Here is a 19,409-nt window from a genome sequence, read left to right as displayed (position 1 = left end):
GCACAATGGATTCCGCAGCCACTTTTGGAAGCCTGCTTCATTAAACCCACTGATTTGGACCTGAAATCACGTATTTCTGGCAGGTCTATGTGCTTTGGTAGCCCTGTATTTGCCGTTAAATGGTAATATTAGGGCATCTCAGGACAATAGGAACTCATAAAACCCTATCTTAGCGGGTTTTATGAAGTACCTTGGTACACGTAATTCTCTAAACTGGAGGCTTATTAATATCCTTCCCCACTCATTACTTTCCTGTATTTCATCTGGTCTTCATACATTTCCAGAAAGACACAGTACTTTCTCTCGTAGTAATCCGTCAGATCCGGATCCGGATTAATGATTTCTTCATAACGACTGACAGACTGAATCGCGCTCACCCAGTCAGGATAGAGTCCGGCAGCCAGCCCGGCAGTCATGGCTCCGGATAACAGCATGGCGTCAGGCTGCTCTGGAATGGCGGCTGGCAGGCCACTCGCGTTACAGTGTTCTGCCAGAAACAGAGGGTTTTTTGCCAGACCACCTGCCGGAGTCAACAGATCAAACTCATACCCTGCTGATATCAGTGTTTCGATGTTGTGGCGGGCACCCAGTGCCAGAGCCTGAATGGCGCATAGATAATGCAGCGCAAGGTTTTCTTCACTGTTATCGAGAACGAGTCCGCTGATCATTCCTGTCAGTGTCATATTCATTCTGGGTGTTCGATTGCCTGCAAAGTAAGGGAGCATGTGAAGGTTTGTCGTCAGGCAGGCGACGGGTTCTTCTCCTGCAAGCTCCTCAAGCCGTGCGTTCAGGTATTCAGTAATTCTGAGTCCTTTTTGTCTTGCTCTGTTGCTGGCTAGATCACTGGCAGGGTGGTTGACCAGTATGTAATCCAGCAGAATACCTGCGGCACTTTGACCAACGGTATTATGGTAGAGCCCTTGCAGAACAGAAGGAGTGGGGCCCCATGTCCCGAAAATGTTGACAGGCCGGAGGCTTGTAGCAATGTAAATGGTGGATGTTCCGACAATCATGCTCAGGCGTTTCAATGCAACATCCGAAGTGTTGACCGGCTCATTTATGTGTCGTGACATGACGGTCGCCAGCGTGCCGCCATAGCCATCGGTTATGGCACTGGCTACTGGAATGCCAGCAGGAAGTTTTAATGATTTTGCTGCTGCTTTGCTCAAGCCCTCTCCGACGGCATTGCCAATAGGCAGGTGAATGCCGTGCAGACGCTCTTTCACATCAACAAAGTCCAGGGCTTCAATCAGTTGGTCATCGAAGCGGCGAGACAGTGAACTGTTGGTGTAAGTCAGCATATCGGTCAGTTTCCAGACCAGATAGTCACTGAGATCGATGATGCAGTAACACTGTTTCCAGAGTTCCGGATGAGTCTGTTTTAACCAGAGGGCGCGGGCGATATTGGTTTCCGGAATCATTCTCTGGTTGCTGCCGGAGCGTTGCATAACGGAGGAAAACTGTTCCGACTGCGGCAGTGCCCTGTGATCCATCCAGCCATAGATGTCGCACTCAGGGTTATCCGGTAAGGCAATGGGTTTCATATCCGCCGTTAAAAACAGCATGGACGCATTGGCATCAAGCCCTATGCCTTTTAAGCAGTCGGGTTCATAACTGGACAGTGATATCAGGTTCTTGATGGTGTCCACCAGACCACTCCAGATATCATCCGATGAAAAAGCCATTTTGCCCGCCGGTTTCCAACAGCGAATCGGGTGTTTTTGCTGCGCCAGAATTTTCCCGTCAGTGGTCGTCAGAGCGCAGCGCAGACTGCCACTTCCGACATCAATGCTGAGCAGTACATCATCCATCGAGATTACCTGTCTGTTATCAATAGTCCCACAGGCTTCTAGCATAGACAAAAAAGTCGCTCTGAATGATCTACCCTGTATTTGTTGCATAAGTAACTGTTCAGACGGAATTCAATATTTCTGGTTCATTGGACAGCTACCTGTGATTGGTGTGAGTACCTGACTGATATGTATTGGCTTTCTAAACACAATTAAAAGGCAGTAGTGAAATGACGGAGACATTGGGAAGTTTGCATTATGCGTTTGTTCACGGCGTTCTTGGAGCCTCCCGCCTGGAGGTTCTTACCCGACTCAGCTGGCCATCAAGCTATAACTTTCTTGTATCCCAGGGTGTACGTGAAGGTATGAGCTGTCTGGAGGCAGGTTGCGGTGCTGGATCGATTACCCGTCATTTAAAAGACTTTCTGGGCAGTGACGGTGGCGTGACTGGCTTTGATATGGACGAAGAGACTATTGAGCTGGCCCGGAAAAAGTTCTCGGACACCAGTGGTGTAAGCTTTCAGGTTCTGGATCTTGAGGAAGACGGCGTGTCTTTTGATCAGCAGTTTGATGTGGTGTATTGCCGCCATCTTCTTGAACATCTGGCAGATCCGGAAACATCCATTCGGAAACTGAGTCGTTATCTGAAACCGGGCGGCCTGTTCATCGCACAAACCATCGATTGTGAAGGGCAGTACTGCTGGCCTGATAATGATGCCTATCAAAAGAGTGCGGAGTTGTTGGCGCGGATTATTGATGTTCGTGGCGGTCATTCTGACTGCGGTCAGTGGCTACCATCCATGTTGCGTAAGCAAAAATTTCTGCACATTAATATAGAAGTAGAAAATTTGGTGTACCTGGAAGGTGAAGGCAAACAATTTGTGCCACTGACCATGGAAACGTTACGGAAAGGTTTACTGGAAGAAGGCTTGCTGGAGAAAGACGAGTTTCGCCAGTTGTTAAGTGACTTGAGGCAGTTCTGTAATCAGCCGGACAGTGTTGTCTCTTTGCCCAGATTTGTACATTGCGCCGGAAGAAAACCCTGTTAATGTAAACAGTCCTGGAAGCTGTTAAATGGAAATATCGATGAGCCTGTTGATGAGTGAAGTGATTGGTCATCGCGGCGTGGCAAGCCTGGCTCCGGAAAATACGCTGGCCGGTATTCGCAAGGCGGCGGAGTTGGGGCTGGAGTGGATTGAGCTGGATGTGACATTACTGGGTGATGGCTCGGCTGTGATGTTTCATGACCCTCGATTGAATCGAACGACGAATGGTCGGGGGCATTTGAAAAAGCAGACGTTCGACTCTGTGAAGTCTCTTGATGCCGGGGGGTGGCATTCTGGGCAATGGCAGGGAGAGCGGGTTCCTCAGCTAGATGAAACGCTCAGGCTTATCAAGGATCTGGGTCTTGGGTTGAATCTTGAATTAAAACCCAACCGTTGTGATCTGCACCTGCTGGTTGATCGGGTAGTCACTGCTTTGGAGCGGGAAAATTTCCCGTCGGACAAGCTACTGGTATCCAGCTTTAACCATAAGGCTCTGGTGCTGTTCAGAAGGCGTTCGGAATACCGTATTGGTTGCCTGTTTGAAACCCTGCCTCGCAGCTGGCGTCACAAAGCAAAGCAGGTTGGCGCTGTCAGTATTCATGTCAATGCTAAAAAGCTGAAAGAAGCAGGCGCAAAGAATGTGAAATCTGCAGGGTATGAGCTTTACTGTTATACCGTTAATGACACCCAGCTCTTCAGCAGACTAAAGGGCTGGGGCGTAGACGGTATTTTTTCAGACTGTCCGCAGGATTTGAAGTGAGGCTTACAGCTCGTCTACTTCACGCAGGTACTTAAACAGTTTGCGTGCTGATGCCGGTGGCTTGTTTTGTTCCGCTTCTTTTTTGGCGTTACGAACCAGTTGGCGAATATGCTGATGGTCAGCTTCCGGGTGCTGTTCCAGATAGTCGGTCAGGACTTTGTTGTCGCCGCTGATCATGCGATCACGCCAGCGTTCAAGCTGGTGGAAGCGACGGTTGAACTCTTCACTGGAAGAGTCGAGGCGACTGAGCAGTTCCTTGATAGGTTCAAGGTCTTCGTCCTGCATCAGTTTACCGATAAAGCCTAGATGACGTTTTCTGGCGTTGTGGCTCTTGATGCGTTTGCTTTCATCAAGGGCAGCCCGCAGGCGCTCGCCCAGGGGTAATTTATCCAATAGCGAAGGCTTCATTTCCATCAGCCGTTCGCCCATATCTTTCAGCTCTTTCATGTCACGCTTGAGCTCGGCGCGGCTGACGTAAATGATCTCCTCAATTGGGTCGCCAAATTCGTCAAATTTCTGTTCAGACATTACACATTCACTTTATCTGTCACTGCAGCTACTCAGGCAGCCAAGGGGTAAGAATGGTTTGCCAGACTGGTAGCTGTTTGATAGGGGATAACGCATTTTACTCTATTCCAAGAGAAGACGACGTGTTTTTTTCACAAAGTCCGCTTTAGCAGGTAGGATTTAGGGGAACATTTTTATAAAACCGGAATGCAGGTGTTTCATGGGCGCAACAACCAAAGCTGAATTGGATCCGAAAGCAGAAGAAGGTCGCTTGAAAACGCTGGTGAGCGATATTCTGGATGAAGCTCGCAAGCAGGGTGCTGATGCCTGTGAAGTTGGAGTCAGTCTGGATGCCGGGCTGTCTGTTGGCGTCAGGGTGGGAGATGTAGAAACCGTTGAGTTCAACCGTGATCAGGGTTTTGGTATCACGGTTTATCGTGGCAAAAAGAAAGGTTCTGCCAGTACATCGGACAGTTCGCTCAAAGCCATTCGGGAAACGGTAAAAGCGGCCTGTGACATCGCCGGATACGCCTCTGAAGACCCGGATGCCGGGCTGGCAGAGGCTGACCTTATGGCCACCGACCTGCCTGATCTCGATCTTTATCATCCATGGGGAGTTGAAGCTGCTGATGCCATTGAGCTGGCTTTAAAGTGTGAAGACTCCGGGCGTCAGTTTGACGGAAAAATTGCCAATTCCGATGGTGCTAACGTTTCCACTCATCAGGGCTGTCGTGTCTATGGTAACAGTCATGGCTTTATTGGCAGCTATGTGTCTACTCGTCACAGTCTGAGTTGTGTACTGATTGGGCAGCAGGGCGACGATATGCAGCGGGATTACTGGTACACCGTTGCTCGTGACGCTGTAGAGCTGGAGTCTGCGGTTGAGGTGGGTGAAAAAGCGGCTCAACGCACCGTGCAGCGTCTGGGAAGCCAGAAAGTGTCAACGGGACAGATGCCGGTTCTGTTTTCTGCGGAGGTGGCGTCCGGGCTGGTGTCTCATTTTCTTTCTGCGATCAGTGGCGGCAGCCTTTATCGACAGGCATCGTTTTTACTGGATCATCTGAATAAACCGGTTTTTCCGGAGTGGGTGCGGATTCATGAACAGCCGCATCTGAAAAAGGCATTGGGTTCTGCCAGTTTTGATAATGACGGTCTTGCGACCTGTGCCAAGGACTTTATTACCGACGGTGTGCTGGTGAACTATCTGTTAGGCACCTACTCTGCCCGCAAGCTGGGAATGACCAGCACGGCGAATGCCGGTGGCGTGAATAATCTGTTCCTCGACAGTAATGCCGGAGATCAGAAGGCGCTTTTGCAGCAGATGGGAACAGGTCTGCTGGTTACCGAGCTGATGGGGCAGGGGGTTAATACGGTCACCGGAGATTACTCACGCGGTGCGGCGGGTTTCTGGGTGGAAAATGGTGTGATCCAGTATCCGGTTTCAGAGGTAACCATTGCAGGCAACCTGAAAGAGATGTTTATGAACATTGTGGCGGCGGGTAGTGATGTTGACCGTCGGGGTAATGTTCAGGTGGGCTCTCTTTTAGTCGAAGGCATGATGGTTGCCGGGGATTGATCGTTTCTGGAGGTTGAGAGCTTCTGGATGTTGATCGCTTCAAGGAACTGATAGTTTAAGGAGGCACTGTTCAATGAAAATCACGGTTTATTTTGATGGTGCCTGTCCTTTATGTGTTCGGGAAGTCAGTCGCTGGCGCAATGCGTCTTTTTCCTGTGAGGTGGAGTGGTTTGATATCACTGGTCAGGAACAGGCATTGAACGAGCGGGGGATAGATCCCCGACAGGCTATGTTGCAGTTGCATACGCAAACCAGCGATGGCAATACGTTCGTCAGTATCGACAGTTATGCTCTGCTGTTAGAACAATTACCGCGCTGGCGTTGGTTGGGAAAGCTGATGGCTTTGCCGGTGATTAAGCCCGTTTTGCGCTGGAGTTATGACGGGCTGACGATTCTCAGGCTTAAGTCGGAAGGACGTTATCCGGGCAGTTGTTCAGACTGCTCTGTTTCAAAGAGAGATCAATAGTCTGATATTTTTATGCGTAAAAGAGCGTCGCCAGTCCGAGAAACGAGAAGAAGCCCAGCACATCAGAGATGGTGGTCAGGATAATCGTACCTGCCAGCGACGGGTCAATGTTCATCGATTTCAAAATGACCGGAAGACTGGCTCCCACTATCACGGCGGCGGTTAAATTGATCACCATGGCGCAGCCAATCACCAGAGAAATAATAGGGTCGTTAAACCAAAGGTAGGCAATCAGTGCCACCAGAGCAGCCCATAACAATCCGTTCATAAAACCGACAGCCAGTTCACGACTTAACAGCCAGCGCAGGTTGGTGCTGCTGATCTGTCCGAGCGCCATCCCCCGAATAACCAGTGTCAGAGCCTGCCCTCCGGCATTGCCTCCCATACCGGCAACAATTGGCATCAGAACCGCCAGGGCGACCACTTTATCAATGGTGGTCTGGAACATGCCAATCACGGAAGCGGCGATAAAGGCGGTGATCAGGTTGATGCCCAGCCAGATAGCGCGTCTTCTGGCTGTTTTGAAAACAGGGGCAAAAGTATCTTCGTCGTCATCAAGACCTGCCATGCTCATCATGGAGTGCTCGGCTTCTTCACGAATAACGTCTACAACATCATCAATGGTGATGCGTCCCAGCAGTTTGCCTTTGTTATCAATCACGGGCGCAGAAACAAGATCCTGTCTTTCAAAAATCTGGGCAACCTGAGTGTCTTCGGTATCGGCCGGTATGGGGGTGATATCGGTTTGCATCACCTCATAAACCGAGGCAGAAGGGGCCGTGGTCAGAAGAGTCGTTAGTGGTAAAGAGCCAATGTATTCATCCCGGCGATTGACGACCAACAGGCTGTCGGTCATTTCCGGAATTTTATCGTGGCGACGCAGGTAGCGCAGAACCACATCTACCGTATTGCTGGCACGTACGGTGATGGTATCGGTGTTCATGAGCCCGCCAGCGGTGTCTTCTGGATAAGACAGAACCGCTTCAACCCGGTGCCTGTCCTGGCTGTCCATTGAATCAAGCACGCGACGGGTGATCGTTCCCGGCAACTGCTGCAGAAGGTCGGCAACGTCATCAACGTCCTGACCTTCGGTAATGGCTTTCAGTTCGGCAATGTTCATTCGATCCAGAAAGAACTGCCTGACTTCATCGCCGAGTTCCTGCAGTACATCACCTTCCTGTTCCTGATCGATCAGACGCCAGAGCAGGCTGCGAAGCTTGGGGGGAGATGATTCCAGTAAGTGGGCGACATCGGCAGCGGGCAGACTGTTCAGCATGCGCCTGAGTTCCGGCGAAACACCGTGTTCCAGTGCATCATTAAGCTCTTTGAGCTCCTTATCACCGATACTCAGTTGCAGTTGCTGAACCATATTGCACGCCTGATGTTGTTTATTTAGGAAGTATGCATAATGTTTAAATGGCTTTGGGGCTTGCTTGTGTAAGAAAAGCTGGTTCTCAGTTGAAAAGCCCCTATGCGTTTACAGGTAGGGGAAAGTAGCAGCTTTTAGTACTACAGACCACGTCAATTCTGGTCTGTCATTGATTATAGTGGATGTTTAACAAAGCTATTTTACCCATTCCTGCTGTTTGTTCAGATTGCTTATCTCTTAGAAGCCGTCTTAAAAGTCATGCTGCTACTGCGGTCTGCGTTAAACGGGTCTAAAAAGACAATTTTGCTTGTTAAATAGCTGGCTATTCGCCTCGCAAAATTGTCTTTTTATCCTCCGTTTCACTTGATCCTCGCTACGCGCAGACTTTTAAGACGGCTTCTTAATAGTCATTCGTCAGGATAACGCCTCAACTTTAAAACAGGTAGTGTTTATTCAGAAGCGCTCAATGGTTCAGGGTAAAGTGCAGTGAATGTTGTGCCTATTGGAATAAGGAGCTTTTGGAGGAATAGCAGGATTAGAAAGCTCCGGTCACGAAGTGAAGCGCCTGTGTCCGGAGGGTGCGAGAATGAGTGCTATTCGCCTTCTCCAAAATAGTCATTGATGAGGCTATTCAGAGCTTCAGCTGCAGCTTGTTCGTCTTCCCCGTCAAAGGTCAGGTCGAGAACGGTTCCCTGACCTGCAGCCAGCATCATAATTGCCATAATGCTTTTTCCATCGACCTCGCGACCATTCAGGCCCACTTTGACCTGACTGGTAAAATTGGAGGTGGTTGAGACAAACTTGGACGCAGCCCGTGCATGCAGACCCAGTTTGTTAATGATGGTGGCTTGCGTTTGAATCATTATTTGGATAACTCTCTATGTCGAACCTGAACCCGGTCGAATCGTTGGCTAAACCAGACACCCAGCTGATCACTAATATAGACGGAACGGTGCTGGCCGCCGGTGCAGCCAATGGCGATGGTCATGTAGCTGCGCTGTCCGGATTCAAATCGTGGCAGCCACTTGTCTACGAACTGTTTCAAATCCTCAAGCATCTCTTTCACAAATGGCTCCGACCCCAGAAATTTTTGTACTGGCTTTTCCAGTCCAGTGAATTTTCGAATAGATTCATCCCAGTATGGGTTTGGCAGGCAGCGAACATCAAACACAAAATCTGCATCAATCGGTACACCATTTTTGAAGCCAAAAGACTGAATCATCAGAGTCATGCTTTTGGTGCTGGAACCAACGACTCTGCTTTTGACCTGCTCATGGACATCATGAACGGACATTGGTGAGGTGTCGATACGAATACTGGCTTCTGAGGCAACCGGCGCCAACAGCCTGTTTTCAAGTTCAATGGCTTCCGATAAGGATACGTTTTTGTTGCTCAGCGGGTGTTTTCTTCGGGTTGAGCTATATCGTTTCATCAGACAGTCGCTATCGGCGTCGAGAAACAGCACCTCACAGTCGATGCCCTGATCTTTCAGTTTTTTCAGGAACTTTGGGAATTGCTCAAGTGCCCCGGGCACATTACGAACATCAATACTGACCGCTACCTTGGGAGGCTCATTGGAGCCTACGCTGAGCTGTTCTGGTAACTGGCTCAGCATCGCTGCTGGCAGGTTGTCTATGCAGTAGTACCCTTGGTCTTCAAGAGCATGCAGTGCGGCACTTTTTCCTGAACCTGAGCGGCCGCTGATGATGACGAGTTTCATGTGGTTCCCATATGCGGAGCTTTATGTATCGAATGACAGGCTTTATTCATTGAATAATAGAGTAACTCAATGAGATTAAAACCTGTTTCTTTATTTCAAGGATAGGTAACCCCCAGTCATTTGCCGAAGGTTATAACTCACCGGGCTTGGTAGCGAGGTACTGCCTGAGATGCTTCAGGCAGGTGCTGTCAGTATTTGGTACAGGCTTTCTGAAGAGTTTGCGGATCGGACCTGACTGATCAGATAATCATCAGTGAATCGCTCGGCCAGAGCTTTTAGAATGTCCAGATGCTCCTGAGTACTTTCTTCAGGGACAATCAGTGCAAAGATAAGATCAACGGGTTCGCGATCCACGGCGTCAAAATCGACGGGTTCCGAGAGGCGAATGAAAAGACCAGTCGGCTCAGGACAGGCTTTGGATCGACAGTGTGGCAGTGCAATGCCATTGCCGAGCCCGGTGGTGCCCAGCCGTTCTCTGTTGATGAGGTTGTTGAACAGGTCCTTGGCATTGATAGCGGGAACATGTTCACTGATCTGTTCCGCAATGATTTCCAGGATTTTCTTTTTGCTGATCCCTTGCACACCATGAAGCGTGCGCTCGGGGGTTAGAATGTTTTGAATAATCATACAACGATTGGGAGACTCACAGAGTGCGAGTACGTAAAAAGAGCCTTCTGCTGACAGAGGCCGACTGAAAGCCTGAGCTTTCAGTCGGTGCTGGATTCAGCCTCGGGCTCCCTGCATACGATCGAGCGTCTTTTCCTTGTGTTTTACCAGCTGTCGGTCGACTTTGTCTGACAAATCGTCAATAGCCGCGTACATGTCATCGGATTCAGCGGTCGCATTGATGTCAGCTCCACGTATGTGCAGGACGGCTTCGGCCTTATGCAGTAGTTTTTCTACGCTCAGGGTGACCTGTACATTGGTGATATTATCGAAGTGAGCTGCCAGGCGGTCGAGTTTTTTAGTGACGTAGTCTTTCAGAGCTTGAGTCACCTCTACATGATGTCCACTGATGTTGACTTGCATGTAACGCTCTCCTGCTGATCCCGTTTGGAGACAGTGGCCAGTTCCCGGGATTCTCGAACTGGTCTGTTTAGATTCTATCACCGTTCACGACATTGTTGCTGCTCTGAAGCAAAAAAATACAGGATTTTTGCCTTAAGCTCAGAGGCTTGAGGGTTTGCGTCCTGATAAAACGGTGAGAAATATCTGGCATTGTTTACACTAGGCACTTGCGTTCATTTGAAGGCGGGATGTGCATGGATTCCCGATACTTGGCAATGGTTCGTCGTGCAACCTTTATGCCCTGTTCCCCGAGAAGACCGGCAATTTTGTTATCGCTGAGCGGCTTCCCCGGATTTTCATCCTGAACCAGTTTTTTGATCAGTGCCCTGATGGCTGTTGAGGAACACTCTCCGCCGCTGTCGGTGCTGACATGGCTGGAGAAGAAATACTTCAGTTCATAAACACCGCGAGGGGTATGCATGTACTTCTGGGTTGTTACCCTGGATATGGTGGATTCATGCATCTCCACTGCTTCCGCAATATCGGCCAGAACCAGAGGTTTCATGGCCTCGTCGCCCTGTTCCAGAAAGTCTTGCTGAAAATTGACGATTTTGGTCGCTACTTTGAGCAGCGTGTCGTTGCGGCTTTGCAGGTTTTTCAGAAACCAGCGCGCTTCCTGCAGCTGGTTCTTCATGAACTGGTTGTCCCGGCTGCTGTTGGCCCGCTGAACCAGTGACGCATAACTGTTGTTGATGCGCAGACGTGGCAGTGACTCTGAATTCAGCTCAACGACCCAGCGCTCTTTGACTTTGCGAACGGAAATATCCGGAGTGATGTATTCCGGTTCGCTCTGGTCTACTTCGGAGCCCGGCTTGGGGTTGAGGCTCTGAATCAGGCTGAGGGCTTCCTTGAGCTGGTGCTCCTTCATCCGCGTGCGACGCATTATCTGGCTGTAATCCCGACTGCCAAGGGCTTCCAGATAGTGGTCAATAAGCTTTTGGGCTTCGTGAATAAAGGGTGTTTGGGAAGGCAGTTGTGCCAGTTGAACGGACAGACACTCTTTCAGGTTTTCACTACCGCAACCAACGGGATCAAATTGCTGAATGCGTCGCTGCATGACTTTGAGTTCATCAAAATCAAGCTCAGCTAATGCCGGATTTAAAGTCAGGCTCTGGAAAATATCTTCCAGCGAGTTTGTGAGATAGCCATCGGGGTTGATCGCTTCGATCAGTGTTTCTCCCAGCAGGCGGTCGGTATCAGTGGTGGGTGTCAGGTTTAGCTGCCATTGCAGGTATTCCTGCAGAGATTCGGTGGTGCGCGAGCGGGTCAGCGGGTCAAATTCATCATCACTGCTGGCCGGCATGCTGGAGTAGACTTCTTCCCAACCGGAATCTACGGGCAAATCGTTCGGAATGCTTTCGGACCATTCCGGCTCCTGAGACTCGGAAGGGGATGGTGGCTCCTGGGCGTTAAGGTCAACCAGCTGTTCACCTTCGTTGGCGTTGCTGGCTTCCTGGTCACGGCGTTCCTGATCCAGAATGGCCTCTTCGCTTTCCAGCATCGGGTTGGATTCCAGTACTTCCTGGATTTCCTGTTGCAGATCCAGAGTTGAAAGCTGTAACAGGCGAATGGCTTGCTGCAGTTGCGGTGTCATCGTCAACTGCTGACCCATTTTAAGCTGTAGAGAGGGCTTCATAGGGCAACCGTGTACCTTTACTTTAAAAAAACACCGCTGATGCATGATGAACCACTTTCATGGCGACTTCTCATAGCTAAGATAGGGCGGTATTCTCAGCTTATGGCTGTTTACTTCAAACGTTGAGCATTTTTTATGCCGGGTGGAAAGGGGTTTGCCCGACAGGCTCCCAAGGATAAGCTCCACCGACTGACTTATGCACATTGTCGTTTTGAGTTGCGTTCCGTGTCACCGGATTATAATCACAGAATATCAGGTGTGAAAAGCAAAAACGGCAAGTCTCAGGCGGGGGAAGAGGTGGCCTCTTCCCAAAATGTGACTGGTTACAAACTAAACTGGTGACCCAGATAGACGTCACGAACCTTCTGGTTGCTTAAAACGGTCTGGCTGTCGCCCTCAGCGATAATACCGCCTTCGCTGACGATGTAGGCTTTTTCACAAATATCCAGTGTTTCGCGAACATTATGGTCTGTAATCAGTACACCAATGCCCCGGCTCTGCAGCTGCCTGACGATGGCTTTTATGTCTCCGACCGATATCGGGTCAACACCGGCAAAGGGCTCGTCCAGCAACACAAAATCAGGGTCTGTTGCCAGAGCGCGGGCAATTTCTACCCTTCGACGTTCTCCACCGGAAAGGCTCATGCCAGCACTGTCGCGAATATGACCAATGTTGAACTCGTCCAGCAGCGACTCCATTTTGTCGATGCGCTGCTGTTTGTTCAGATCTTTACGGGTCTGCAGGATGGCGAGAATATTATCGGTCACAGACAGTTTGCGGAATATGGAGGCTTCCTGTGGCAGATACCCCACACCGGCTCTTGCCCGGCCATGCATCGGCAGATAAGTCAGATCATCGTCGTTGATGCTGACTTTGCCACCGTCGGCTTTCACCAGTCCGACAATCATGTAGAAGCAGGTTGTTTTGCCTGCACCGTTAGGACCCAGCAGGCCGACGATCTGACCGCTGTTAACTTCCAGAGAGACATCTCTGACAACCTGTCGGCCTTTGTAACTTTTACTGAGGTGCCCAGCCTTTAGCGTAACCATCAGGTTATTTCTTTTCCTGTTGCTCGGATCGGGGCTGAATGACCATTTGTACCCGCCCTTCACCCTTCTTGTTTTCCAGACCTTTGGCATTCACTTTTTGCTGCTTCAGGTCATAGTCGATGCGTTCACCTTTGAACGAATCGCCTTTCTGGACCAGTTGTGCCTGTCGGATCAGGTGGATCTGTTCATCCAGAACCTTGTAGTTGATCGTGTGTCCCCAGGCTTGCAGTGTGCCTTGGGCGTCAGGTTGCTCTTCTTCGTAGTAAGCGCGCTTTTTAAAACCTTCGGCGACTATTTTTTGCACTTCCTGATTCTCGGTGTAAACCGTTACCACATCGCCAGTGATGCGGGTACTGCCCTGAGTCATGACGACATCGCCACGGTAGATCGATACGCCTTTTTTGTTATCAATGTCTGCAGTATCGGATTCAATTTCGATGGGCATTTCCCTGTCGGATGGCAGTGCCATTGCCATGGCAGGAAGTAGCAGAAGAATGCCCAGAATTGAACGCGTGGTTCTTTTTACACTCTGCTTAAGCGGATGTTGTTGCTTAAGTCTTTTATAACGCTCAAGGCTGTTATCAAGCTCAGGGCTGTTATTAAGCTCAGGGCTGTTATTAAGCTCAGGGCTGTTATTAAGCTCAGGGCTGTTATTAAGCTCAGGGCTGTTATTAAGCTCAGGGCTGTTATTAAGCTCAGGGCTGCTTAGGCTCATGGAATCCTCGTACCCTTGATTTAAGTTTAACCAGACTGTCCTTGTAGAATGCTTCCATACCGATGGCTCTTGTACGACCTGTGTCGTTAGTGATCAGAACCGGACGGTCTGTTACAGCAAGACTTTGCCCAGAGTATATGGTGATAAAATCGGTGTCCATACGTACCTGGCTGCCATTACTACTGTCGGTCTGAATCATGACCACTTCATCCCAGAGTTCAATATCCTGATCTCCCGGCAGCAGCTTGCCGTTCAGAGCATCGGCGACCATTGGCTTTTGTGGATTGCTGTAACTGCGCAGATGGGGAGTCTTGAGCAGGGTGGTGTCATTGTGCGGGTAGTGAGTGATGGCCCGGGAAGTCAGTTCATACTCCAGAGTTCCCGAATCATTGAACTGGGTGATGGTGGCATCAACCAGATAGTAGTCGGCATTTTCCTGTATTTCAGGCTGGCGTTTCTGCCCGGTAACGTGCAAACCGCCGTCGTACGACCAGTAGCCAATGCCAACCATGGTCATCAGCACACAGGCAACTAACAGATAGCTTTTGTAAGAGCTATTTTTGGGCATCCGATGGGGGGTTCCTGTTTCTTAAGAAGCCAGTGACAGAATACCGGCTTCTGATTGCATTAATATTTAAAGATATTCTGCCAGCATGGGTTCCAGTTTACCCTGGGCTTCAAGGATAAAGTCGCAGAACTCTCTTGCCGCACCCAGACCTCCATGGTTATCGGTCACAGCCTGCGCATGTTGACGAACAAACGGATGCGCATTGATGACGGCGCAGCCAAAACCCACCCGACGGATCACCGGGAGGTCTGGCAGGTCGTCGCCCAGGTAAGCAATTTCGTCCATGCTGAAACGTTCGGTTTCCAGCAACTCATTCAGAGCGTTGATTTTGTCTTCACGACCCTGATACAGAAAATCAACACCCAGATCGCTGGCGCGTTTTTCTACAAACGTCGATCGTCGTCCGGTAATGATGGCGGTTTTGATGCCTGCCTGCTGCAGCATTTTCAGGCCATGACCGTCCAGCGTATGGAAGCACTTCAGAGCTTCTCCCTGTTCACCAAAAAACAGCTTGCCGTCGGTCAGTACGCCATCAACATCAAACACTGCCAGACGTACTTTGGCAGCAAAAGGCTTCAGGGATGAATCGATCATACAACACCCGCTTTCAGTAAATCGTGCATATTGATAGCGCCAACAGGCTGGTCGTCGGCATCGACACAGATCAGGGCGTTGATCTTGCGATCGTCCATAATCTTCAGGGCTTCGGCAGCGAGAATATCGGGAGAAATGGTTTTACAGTGACTGGTCATGACGTCATCAATATCGGTTTTGCGCAGGTTGACGCCTTTGTCCAGAGCGCGACGGAGGTCACCATCGGTGAAGATTCCTACTACTTTACGCTCCTTGTCCACGATGGAGGTCATACCCAGCCCCTTGTGGGTCATTTCCAGAAGAGCTTCACTGATTTTGGTGCCTTGTGTGACTTCCGGAATGCGTCTGCCACTGTGCATGACGTCTTTCACTTTCAGCAGTAGGCGTTTGCCCAGAGAGCCGCCGGGATGCGAGAAGGCAAAGTCTTCAGCAGTAAAGCCACGTGCTTCAAGCAGAGCAATTGCCAGAGCATCGCCCATTACCAGAGCGGTTGTGGTGCTGGAGGTTGGAGCCAGGTCCAGAGGGCAGGCTTCTTTATCAACACCGGTATTAACATGGGCATTGGCAGCCCGGGCCAGAGAGGATTCCGGATTGCCGGTCATGCTGACCAGTGGTGTCCCCATTCGCTTCAGCAGAGGTAGTAAGGTCACCACTTCGCTGGTTTCACCGGAGTTGGACAGAGCCAGAACTGCATCTTCAGCGGTGATCATGCCCATGTCGCCGTGGCTGGCTTCTCCGGGATGCACAAAGAAAGAGGGGGTGCCGGTACTGGCCAGTGTCGCGGCAATTTTGCGGGCAATGTGACCGGATTTACCCATACCCACCACAATAATGCGACCGCTGCAGGCCAGCATAACCTGACAGGCCCGGGCAAAATCGCTGTCTACCCGGTCCAGAAGTTTCTGAACGGCCTCCAGTTCCATGGATATGGTGCGTCTTCCAATGGCAATGAACTGCTCGTCATTGTTGGTCATAGTGAATAACTGTCTTAATAAATGGGTGACAAATACCCTATTGTAAAACGGTTATGTCTCAAGAGATAGAGCACTGTCATCTACCTCCGAATGGACACGGGCACCCGCTTTTTAAAGTCACACCATTGAAGTGATAGCTGCATTAGAGCTGATTTGGAAACACTAGTTCCATAAATAGTTCCATAAAATAGTTCCATAAAATAGTTCCATAAAATAGTTCCATGAATAGCTCGGTTAATTGTTCAGAAACAGCCACCCAGTGTAGGCAACGTAGAAGCTGATCAGGATGAATCCGATTATCCGACCCAGGTATTTGGGCTGTTTGCCGAACAGGCAGCTAGCGGCGAGGAAAAGAGTCAGCCCCATCATAACCGGGAAATCCTGCCAGACAACCTGAGGGTTGATGGTGCCGGATGCTAACAGCCCCGGCATAGGCAGAACCGCAAGAAGATTGAAGACATTAGAGCCAACAACGTTGCCAAGCGCTATATCGTGATGCCCTTTAATGGCACTGGCAACCGAGGCTGCCAGCTCTGGCAGGCTGGTGCCAATGGCGACAATGGTGAGACCGATAAGCAGTTCACTGACCCCGAACAGGCGTGCCAGCTCCGTGGCACCCCAGACCAGAATCTGGGAGCTGCCCAGAAGAAACAGAAGCCCTGAAACCAGGTAAAACCAGGCTTTGCCTGCGGACAGTTGGGGGGCACTCTCTTCTTCCCCTTCTAAAAGAGGCTCGTCAGGGTGTTGTTTCTGCCAGCGAAACATCAGATAAAGCGTTAAAAACAGTGTTCCCAGAAGAGCCAGGCTATCCAGCTGAGTCAGGAAACCATTGGCAATGCAGATGCCAGCCAGGAGAGAGATGCCAACCAGTAGCGGAATTTCCCGTCTCGCCAAAGACTTTTTAACAGGCAAAGGGGCAATTAATGCTGTAACGCCTAGAACCAGACCGATATTAGCGATGTTGGAACCAATGGCGTTACCGATAGCAAGGCTGGCATGATCCTGTGACGCTGCCATGATCGAAACCAGAATTTCGGGTGCTGATGTACCGATGGAAACAACGGTCAGCCCGATCAGCATGGGGGAAATGTTGAAGTTCCTTGCTGTTGCGGCAGCACCGTTTACAAACTGATCTGCGCTCCAGGTCAGGATAATAAAGCCGGCAAGGATAGCGAGAATGGCAACAAGCATGTTGGGATTACCCGGTTCTTCTTGAGAGGAGTTCATAGTTAATCTGGCTAATGGTAAGGCATTAGCAGTCACAGAGGCGATCCCTGTCATCGTTTATTTCAGTATTTTTTTATTTTTACTGCACGTTGCAAGTCACGGAAACCTTGCAAACAAGTGCGGTTGATATTCAAAATGTACGTAAAAGCCGTCATAATGATTGGACTGCATAAGTAAACCGTAACATGGATTGTTACACACCTATGCTCAGGTGCTCTTGTCGCTGAGAGTGGTTCAGGCAAGTTTTTTAAGCAAGGAATGGTCGGCAGATGGCTGAGGCTACTGATAACTTCATTGAAATTCGCGGACTCACTTTCTTTCGTGGCAGTCGGTGTATTTTTAACAACATAGATATCACCATTCCCAGGGGCAAAGTCGTTGGGATAATGGGACCGTCCGGTACTGGTAAGACGACGCTGTTACGCCTTATAGGTCGCCAGTTACGCCCGGATGCCGGGCAGATTATTGTGGACGGGCAGGATGTGAATCGCCTGTCCCGGGACGAATTGTTCAGGCTTCGTCGTAAGATGGGCATGTTGTTCCAGAGTGGTGCCCTGTTTACTGATCTTTCGGTATTCGAGAATGTCGCCTTTCCTCTTCGGATACACACGGAACTCACAGATCCGATGATTCGCGATCTGGTCTTTATGAAGTTGCAGGCGGTGGGTCTGCGAGGTGCCTGGTCGCTGATGCCTGCCGAGTTGTCTGGCGGAATGAATCGTCGGGTGGCATTGGCCCGGGCAATAGCACTTGATCCGGAAATGGTCATGTACGATGAGCCATTTGTCGGACAGGATCCGATCGCCATGGGTGTGCTGGTTGAGTTAATCCGAAAATTGAATCAGGCACTCAAAATCACCAGCGTGGTGGTGTCTCACGATCTTCATGAAACCGCCAGTATTGCTGACTATCTTTATGTTCTGGCTGATGGTGATGTCATTGGTCAGGGAACGCCTGATGAAATGAAGGCTTCTACTGATCCCCGCGTCATACAGTTTATGAACGGTCATGCTGATGGCCCGGTTCCCTTCCATTATCCTGCCATGGATTACAAAGAAGCTCTGCTCGGGGAGTGCAAATGAGTCCAGGTTTATTCGACCGGCTGGAGCAGTTGGGCCGGTTTGGTTTGGATCATGTCCAGTCTGTGGGACGATCCGGTGTTTTTCTGGTTTTGGCTATTTTTCCCCGGTCCGGGTTTGGTCATCGCTTCTCTCTGTTGGTTCAGCAACTGTATAGCGTTGGCTTTATGTCGCTGATCATCATCACCGTATCCGGGCTGTTTATCGGTATGGTGTTGGCCCTGCAGGGTTACAACATTCTGATTACCTATGGCTCAGAGGATGCCGTTGGACAAATGGTGGCACTCAGCCTGCTCCGTGAGTTGGGGCCTGTCGTTACCGCATTGCTATTTGCGGGACGGGCGGGTTCTGCGCTGACGGCTGAAATCGGTTTGATGAAAACCACCGAGCAACTGTCCAGCCTTGAAATGATTGGTGTTGATCCTCTGAAACGCATTATTGCGCCAAGGTTCTGGGCCGGGGTGATTTCCATGCCGCTGCTGGCAACCATATTTAATCTGGTGGGTATTTTGGGCGCCACCATGGTCGGGGTTGACTGGCTGGGTATCTATGAAGGTTCTTTCTGGTCCAGCATGCAGCAGTCTGTGGATCTGGTCAGCGATATTGGTAATGGATTGGTGAAAAGTCTGGTGTTTGGCCTTGTTGTTACATGGATAGCTGTCTTTCAGGGTTACGATGCCATACCGACTTCTGAAGGCGTCAGTCGTGCAACAACGCGAACCGTGGTGTATTCATCGCTGGCCATTCTGGGACTTGATTTTATTTTGACCGCCGTAATGTTTGGAGAACTGTAATGAGGATGAGAACAGTAGAAATCAGTGTCGGCGGCTTTATGATTGCCGGTGTTCTGGCGCTCATTGTACTGGCATTAAAAGTCAGTGGTTTGTCACTGAATACCAACCAACGGACTTACCAGCTGCATGCCATGTTCGATAACACCGGAGCCCTGAAAGCCAGAGCGAAAGTGGCTCTGGCCGGAGTGACCGTTGGCAAGGTGACCGGCGTCAGCCTTGATAAGCACACTTACATGGCACGGGTTGATATGGAAATTGATGCCGATGTTGACAATATACCCATCGATAGCACGGCTGCCATTGTAACGGCGGGCTTTCTTGGAGAAAAATACATTGGTATCAGTATTGGTGGTGATGAAGAATACCTCAAAGATGGCGGGCGTTTTGAGGACACCCAGTCTGCGGTGATTCTGGAAGAGCTGATCGGCAAGTTCCTGCTGGGAGCGGTCAATAAAAAAGACGACAAATAAA

The 19,409-nt window shown here is 50.1% G+C and carries 21 protein-coding genes; 7 read left to right on the top strand and 14 right to left on the bottom strand.

All coding sequences use genetic code 11. The features are described 5' to 3' along the window. Positions 1 to 224: 224 nt before the first annotated feature. On the bottom strand, positions 225 to 1,811 hold the full coding sequence (locus EZMO1_RS21025; RefSeq protein ID WP_034878164.1) for an FGGY-family carbohydrate kinase: 1,587 nt from the start codon (positions 1,809 to 1,811) through the stop codon (positions 225 to 227). 209 nt (positions 1,812 to 2,020) lie between these two features. Between EZMO1_RS21025 and EZMO1_RS21020 the strand changes: the two genes are divergently transcribed. Further along, positions 2,021 to 2,839 (top strand): class I SAM-dependent methyltransferase, encoded by an 819-nt coding sequence (locus tag EZMO1_RS21020; RefSeq protein ID WP_034878162.1) that lies wholly within the window; start codon positions 2,021 to 2,023, stop codon positions 2,837 to 2,839. Between the two features lie 25 nt (positions 2,840 to 2,864). Continuing rightward, positions 2,865 to 3,596: a glycerophosphoryl diester phosphodiesterase gene (locus EZMO1_RS21015; RefSeq protein ID WP_082212290.1), complete on the top strand. Its 732-nt coding sequence runs from the start codon at positions 2,865 to 2,867 to the stop codon at positions 3,594 to 3,596. 3 nt (positions 3,597 to 3,599) lie between these two features. On the opposite strand, the gene yjgA is transcribed toward EZMO1_RS21015, so the two are convergent. Continuing rightward, entirely contained in the window at positions 3,600 to 4,124 is a 525-nt protein-coding gene (gene yjgA / locus EZMO1_RS21010) for a ribosome biogenesis factor YjgA (RefSeq protein ID WP_051790459.1), read from the bottom strand. Between the two features lie 199 nt (positions 4,125 to 4,323). Between yjgA and pmbA the strand changes: the two genes are divergently transcribed. Further along, positions 4,324 to 5,679, top strand: a complete 1,356-nt coding sequence (gene pmbA, locus EZMO1_RS21005; RefSeq protein WP_034878161.1) for a metalloprotease PmbA — start codon at positions 4,324 to 4,326, stop codon at positions 5,677 to 5,679. 73 nt (positions 5,680 to 5,752) lie between these two features. Continuing rightward, positions 5,753 to 6,145: a thiol-disulfide oxidoreductase DCC family protein gene (locus EZMO1_RS21000; protein ID WP_051790457.1), complete on the top strand. Its 393-nt coding sequence runs from the start codon at positions 5,753 to 5,755 to the stop codon at positions 6,143 to 6,145. Between the two features lie 10 nt (positions 6,146 to 6,155). Here EZMO1_RS21000 and mgtE read toward each other — a convergent pair whose 3' ends face one another. From mgtE to EZMO1_RS20935, 12 genes are all read right to left on the bottom strand, one after another. Further along, a complete protein-coding gene (gene mgtE, locus EZMO1_RS20995) occupies positions 6,156 to 7,514 on the bottom strand; it encodes a magnesium transporter (RefSeq protein WP_034878160.1) in 1,359 nt (452 codons plus the stop codon). 593 nt (positions 7,515 to 8,107) lie between these two features. Then, a complete protein-coding gene (locus EZMO1_RS20990; RefSeq protein ID WP_034878158.1) occupies positions 8,108 to 8,377 on the bottom strand; it encodes an HPr family phosphocarrier protein in 270 nt (89 codons plus the stop codon). After that, complete coding sequence (gene rapZ, locus EZMO1_RS20985; RefSeq protein WP_034878157.1) at positions 8,377 to 9,234, bottom strand: RNase adapter RapZ; 858 nt, start codon at positions 9,232 to 9,234, stop codon at positions 8,377 to 8,379. Before rapZ ends, EZMO1_RS20990 begins: the two co-directional genes overlap by 1 nt. Positions 9,235 to 9,408: 174 nt before the next feature. Continuing rightward, positions 9,409 to 9,861, bottom strand: a complete 453-nt coding sequence (gene ptsN / locus EZMO1_RS20980; RefSeq protein ID WP_034878156.1) for a PTS IIA-like nitrogen regulatory protein PtsN — start codon at positions 9,859 to 9,861, stop codon at positions 9,409 to 9,411. 96 nt (positions 9,862 to 9,957) lie between these two features. Further along, complete coding sequence (hpf, locus tag EZMO1_RS20975; RefSeq protein ID WP_034878154.1) at positions 9,958 to 10,263, bottom strand: ribosome hibernation-promoting factor, HPF/YfiA family; 306 nt, start codon at positions 10,261 to 10,263, stop codon at positions 9,958 to 9,960. 193 nt (positions 10,264 to 10,456) lie between these two features. Next, positions 10,457 to 11,938: an RNA polymerase factor sigma-54 gene (locus EZMO1_RS20970; protein ID WP_034878153.1), complete on the bottom strand. Its 1,482-nt coding sequence runs from the start codon at positions 11,936 to 11,938 to the stop codon at positions 10,457 to 10,459. A 323-nt stretch (positions 11,939 to 12,261) separates the two neighbouring features. Next, positions 12,262 to 12,987, bottom strand: a complete 726-nt coding sequence (gene lptB, locus EZMO1_RS20960) for an LPS export ABC transporter ATP-binding protein (RefSeq protein WP_034878149.1) — start codon at positions 12,985 to 12,987, stop codon at positions 12,262 to 12,264. Between the two features lie 4 nt (positions 12,988 to 12,991). Continuing rightward, the gene (gene lptA, locus EZMO1_RS20955; protein WP_086936434.1) at positions 12,992 to 13,702 is read right to left on the bottom strand and encodes a lipopolysaccharide transport periplasmic protein LptA; all 711 of its coding nucleotides are present in this window, start codon (positions 13,700 to 13,702) and stop codon (positions 12,992 to 12,994) included. Further along, entirely contained in the window at positions 13,683 to 14,270 is a 588-nt protein-coding gene (gene lptC, locus EZMO1_RS20950; RefSeq protein ID WP_034878148.1) for an LPS export ABC transporter periplasmic protein LptC, read from the bottom strand. The genes lptA and lptC overlap by 20 nt, the downstream gene beginning before the upstream one ends. Positions 14,271 to 14,336: 66 nt before the next feature. After that, positions 14,337 to 14,864 carry a KdsC family phosphatase gene (locus EZMO1_RS20945; protein WP_051790455.1) on the bottom strand — a complete coding sequence of 176 codons (528 nt, stop codon included), beginning with the start codon at positions 14,862 to 14,864 and terminating at the stop codon, positions 14,337 to 14,339. Continuing rightward, positions 14,861 to 15,838 (bottom strand): KpsF/GutQ family sugar-phosphate isomerase, encoded by a 978-nt coding sequence (locus tag EZMO1_RS20940; protein WP_051790453.1) that lies wholly within the window; start codon positions 15,836 to 15,838, stop codon positions 14,861 to 14,863. The genes EZMO1_RS20945 and EZMO1_RS20940 overlap by 4 nt, the downstream gene beginning before the upstream one ends. A 234-nt stretch (positions 15,839 to 16,072) precedes the next feature. Further along, complete coding sequence (locus tag EZMO1_RS20935) at positions 16,073 to 17,065, bottom strand: calcium/sodium antiporter (RefSeq protein WP_236632070.1); 993 nt, start codon at positions 17,063 to 17,065, stop codon at positions 16,073 to 16,075. A gap of 269 nt (positions 17,066 to 17,334) precedes the next feature. Between EZMO1_RS20935 and EZMO1_RS20930 the strand changes: the two genes are divergently transcribed. From EZMO1_RS20930 to mlaD, 3 genes are read left to right on the top strand one after another with little or no spacing between them, the layout of a single operon-like run. After that, positions 17,335 to 18,147, top strand: coding sequence for an ATP-binding cassette domain-containing protein (locus EZMO1_RS20930; protein ID WP_034878146.1), 813 nt, complete (start codon positions 17,335 to 17,337; stop codon positions 18,145 to 18,147). After that, entirely contained in the window at positions 18,144 to 18,938 is a 795-nt protein-coding gene (gene mlaE, locus EZMO1_RS20925; RefSeq protein WP_034878144.1) for a lipid asymmetry maintenance ABC transporter permease subunit MlaE, read from the top strand. The genes EZMO1_RS20930 and mlaE overlap by 4 nt, the downstream gene beginning before the upstream one ends. Next, the gene (mlaD, locus tag EZMO1_RS20920) at positions 18,938 to 19,408 is read left to right on the top strand and encodes an outer membrane lipid asymmetry maintenance protein MlaD (protein WP_034878143.1); all 471 of its coding nucleotides are present in this window, start codon (positions 18,938 to 18,940) and stop codon (positions 19,406 to 19,408) included. Before mlaE ends, mlaD begins: the two co-directional genes overlap by 1 nt. Position 19,409 lies beyond the last annotated feature (1 nt).

This window comes from Endozoicomonas montiporae CL-33 (assembly GCF_001583435.1).
GTDB classification, from domain to species: Bacteria; Pseudomonadota; Gammaproteobacteria; order Pseudomonadales; family Endozoicomonadaceae; genus Endozoicomonas_A; species Endozoicomonas_A montiporae.
Note: the sequence above shows the minus strand (reverse complement) of the source record. Positions and strands in the feature narration are given on the sequence as shown.

Bases quoted from the DNA above. Each gene is read 5' to 3' on its own strand.
- EZMO1_RS21025 (WP_034878164.1), bottom strand. From the start codon at position 1,811: ATGGATGATGTACTGCTCAGCATTGATGTCGGAAGTGGCAGTCTGCGC.
- EZMO1_RS21020 (WP_034878162.1), top strand. From the start codon at position 2,021: ATGACGGAGACATTGGGAAGTTTGCATTATGCGTTTGTTCACGGCGTT.
- EZMO1_RS21015 (WP_082212290.1), top strand. From the start codon at position 2,865: ATGGAAATATCGATGAGCCTGTTGATGAGTGAAGTGATTGGTCATCGC.
- yjgA (WP_051790459.1), bottom strand. From the start codon at position 4,124: ATGTCTGAACAGAAATTTGACGAATTTGGCGACCCAATTGAGGAGATC.
- pmbA (WP_034878161.1), top strand. From the start codon at position 4,324: ATGGGCGCAACAACCAAAGCTGAATTGGATCCGAAAGCAGAAGAAGGT.
- EZMO1_RS21000 (WP_051790457.1), top strand. From the start codon at position 5,753: ATGAAAATCACGGTTTATTTTGATGGTGCCTGTCCTTTATGTGTTCGG.
- mgtE (WP_034878160.1), bottom strand. From the start codon at position 7,514: ATGGTTCAGCAACTGCAACTGAGTATCGGTGATAAGGAGCTCAAAGAG.
- EZMO1_RS20990 (WP_034878158.1), bottom strand. From the start codon at position 8,377: ATGATTCAAACGCAAGCCACCATCATTAACAAACTGGGTCTGCATGCA.
- rapZ (WP_034878157.1), bottom strand. From the start codon at position 9,234: ATGAAACTCGTCATCATCAGCGGCCGCTCAGGTTCAGGAAAAAGTGCC.
- ptsN (WP_034878156.1), bottom strand. From the start codon at position 9,861: ATGATTATTCAAAACATTCTAACCCCCGAGCGCACGCTTCATGGTGTG.
- hpf (WP_034878154.1), bottom strand. From the start codon at position 10,263: ATGCAAGTCAACATCAGTGGACATCATGTAGAGGTGACTCAAGCTCTG.
- EZMO1_RS20970 (WP_034878153.1), bottom strand. From the start codon at position 11,938: ATGAAGCCCTCTCTACAGCTTAAAATGGGTCAGCAGTTGACGATGACA.
- lptB (WP_034878149.1), bottom strand. From the start codon at position 12,987: ATGGTTACGCTAAAGGCTGGGCACCTCAGTAAAAGTTACAAAGGCCGA.
- lptA (WP_086936434.1), bottom strand. From the start codon at position 13,702: ATGAGCCTAAGCAGCCCTGAGCTTAATAACAGCCCTGAGCTTAATAAC.
- lptC (WP_034878148.1), bottom strand. From the start codon at position 14,270: ATGCCCAAAAATAGCTCTTACAAAAGCTATCTGTTAGTTGCCTGTGTG.
- EZMO1_RS20945 (WP_051790455.1), bottom strand. From the start codon at position 14,864: ATGATCGATTCATCCCTGAAGCCTTTTGCTGCCAAAGTACGTCTGGCA.
- EZMO1_RS20940 (WP_051790453.1), bottom strand. From the start codon at position 15,838: ATGACCAACAATGACGAGCAGTTCATTGCCATTGGAAGACGCACCATA.
- EZMO1_RS20935 (WP_236632070.1), bottom strand. From the start codon at position 17,065: ATGAACTCCTCTCAAGAAGAACCGGGTAATCCCAACATGCTTGTTGCC.
- EZMO1_RS20930 (WP_034878146.1), top strand. From the start codon at position 17,335: ATGGCTGAGGCTACTGATAACTTCATTGAAATTCGCGGACTCACTTTC.
- mlaE (WP_034878144.1), top strand. From the start codon at position 18,144: ATGAGTCCAGGTTTATTCGACCGGCTGGAGCAGTTGGGCCGGTTTGGT.
- mlaD (WP_034878143.1), top strand. From the start codon at position 18,938: ATGAGGATGAGAACAGTAGAAATCAGTGTCGGCGGCTTTATGATTGCC.